The following is a 2,108-nucleotide window of genomic DNA, read 5'->3' as shown; positions in this document are numbered from 1 at the left end:
CAGTAAACGCTGGAAACAAGTCAGACCAGGCACAAAGCACAAGCATTTGATAGACCTTAACGAGTCTATTGCCATGCAATACCACCGCATTCTCAAAACAGTTAAGGAGAAATACCTCGAACCTGGCACCATCTATTTTGAAAGGGACTATAAGCACAATACAGCCGATCCTTTCAGACTTCACGGCTTCGTTAACAATAATTTCTATTTTATGCTCGAATGTGATTTCACATTTATAATGCAGATGGAGTATGATTTTCACGATTGCCCATTTGAAGCAGAAATATTGAGCCTCCTAAAGTATGCAACCGGCCTTAGCAGAGCCTTTCACACACCAAAACAACCAATACTGCCAGAATATTTAAAAGCCGTCATAGCCTATCAAGAAAGCCAATTCATCCACACACATTAATTAACTCTTATGAACAACACCTATCAATTCAGCAGTGCTACATCTGTTGATGAGCTTTACATTTTAGTCAAATGGCCATTTGTTCAAGATTTGATGGAATATAGTTGGTTCAAATCAGAATGTTTGCTTTACAATGCATTTGAAGAGCAGGAAGATATTGATTCGGCTTACTTCGTTCCCCTAAAACGCATTTATGAAGTAAAGGATGATGCCTGACACAATTCAGATTTCACGATCCAACCGCTTGCTTTAAAAGGTAAAACTTCCCAAATCCATTTCAAACACACTTTCAAAATGCTTGGCTAAACAGACCAGGCATTTCTTATTTAACAATAATTTACAAACACTTAAACCAAATCAACATGAAACAGCAACAAACAGTCCATCAAAATCAGTTACCTTATAACAAAGTAGTCAAAGAGTGCTATTACCATATTTACAGGAACGCCAAACAACTGTTATCCACCCTTGAACGGGACGAAATGCGTTACAGCCTGGAAAGGGAGGACAGAACAGCACCTAAAATTGGTACGATCATTCACGAGTTCATTAACCCAGTACTTTATCTAAGATTAGAGTGTCACCCGACAAATGTACTGGCCATACATTATGGTTTTGAGCAGGTTCTCGCAATCAATCAATACAGCAGGATCACTTCTGCCTTTATCCGCAGCATTTATAAATACACCTCTAAAGACGCTACCGAAGTAAATATTGAAGATTCAATAAGGACAGATTGGTGCATTAATACCTGCTCAGAAATGTATGAGTATATGGAGGAAAAGAACAAGCATCACAGTTTTAAATTGATTAAATACAAGCCCGCAACAGTTAGAAGAAAGCAAATGAAGGCAGTGGCATAACATACAGATAGGAGTTCAAAGACTCCTATTTAAAAGGTTTTTCCGGAATGAAATCTTTAACAGAGCAGTGAAAGATGATGGCTAATTGGTTCAAATGATTCAGGTTATACTTTGTTGGTGATTTAGAACTTTCCGCTTGACCTATGAAGCCGTTTGACACATTTAGACGCACCGCAAGTTCGGATTGAGAAAGATTTAACTGCTCTCTTTTCTCCTTTACCTTATTTATTACATAAGCTTCAATATCCGATTTAAGATTGGCTGCCATCAGATACGAAAGAATAGAAACAAAGCTTACATCTTACTTAGTAATAACTAAGTATTTTATTAATTTCGCGTTACGGAATGCCTACTGTAGCTGTTAAATAACTTACTGAGCGAAGGCTACTCAGTCCCTAACCTTATTATCATGCCTATAATGCAATTTAATTGCCCATCCTGCCATAAGCAGCATGTGGCATACGTAGATGCCAACATTTCAATCAATTGTGATAGCTGCGGTACAAGAATTAAACCTTATGAAAGTGGAATGGTTGATATTGTTAAAGAGGCTGCAAAAAGGCCATTGCCTGAAACAACGATATCAAAAGGCACTACTACTAATAAGGCCGCGGAAGAGCCAGTTGATTTGAGGAAAACAGACAGGACTATTGGAGTGCCAAAGATTAAAGAAGCCAACCCATCATCAAGCTCAGGAAGCACCGACGACTTTTCTTATTCAATATGGCCTTTTATACTTGGTGTTTTGATAGTGGTAGCTTATTATGGTTGGACAGATTTTCTCAAACCAAGGCAAACTTCAAATTCAACTATTATTAATCATCAACCAGTAC

At 37.9% G+C, this 2,108-nt stretch carries 5 protein-coding genes; 4 read left to right on the top strand and 1 reads right to left on the bottom strand.

Annotated elements, in window-relative coordinates; translation table 11 throughout:
• From AC1DRQ_RS30945 to AC1DRQ_RS30935, 3 genes are all read left to right on the top strand, one after another.
• On the top strand, positions 1-412 hold a 412-nt coding region (locus AC1DRQ_RS30945), incomplete at its 5' end, for a hypothetical protein (RefSeq protein ID WP_477429880.1).
• 9 nt (positions 413-421) lie between these two features.
• The gene (locus tag AC1DRQ_RS30940) at positions 422-628 is read left to right on the top strand and encodes a hypothetical protein (protein WP_477429878.1); all 207 of its coding nucleotides are present in this window, start codon (positions 422-424) and stop codon (positions 626-628) included.
• 146 nt (positions 629-774) lie between these two features.
• Positions 775-1,275 (top strand): hypothetical protein, encoded by a 501-nt coding sequence (locus AC1DRQ_RS30935; protein ID WP_477429876.1) that lies wholly within the window; start codon positions 775-777, stop codon positions 1,273-1,275.
• 25 nt (positions 1,276-1,300) lie between these two features.
• On the opposite strand, the gene AC1DRQ_RS30930 is transcribed toward AC1DRQ_RS30935, so the two are convergent.
• Positions 1,301-1,543, bottom strand: coding sequence for a helix-turn-helix domain-containing protein (locus AC1DRQ_RS30930; protein ID WP_477429874.1), 243 nt, complete (start codon positions 1,541-1,543; stop codon positions 1,301-1,303).
• A 150-nt stretch (positions 1,544-1,693) separates the two neighbouring features.
• Between AC1DRQ_RS30930 and AC1DRQ_RS30925 the strand changes: the two genes are divergently transcribed.
• Positions 1,694-2,108, top strand: a 415-nt coding sequence (locus tag AC1DRQ_RS30925) for a hypothetical protein (protein WP_477429872.1), incomplete at its 3' end; no start/stop codon positions are given.

The organism is Mucilaginibacter sp. P4_E8 (assembly GCF_056401495.1).
This window is presented reverse-complemented; position numbering and strand designations above follow the sequence as displayed.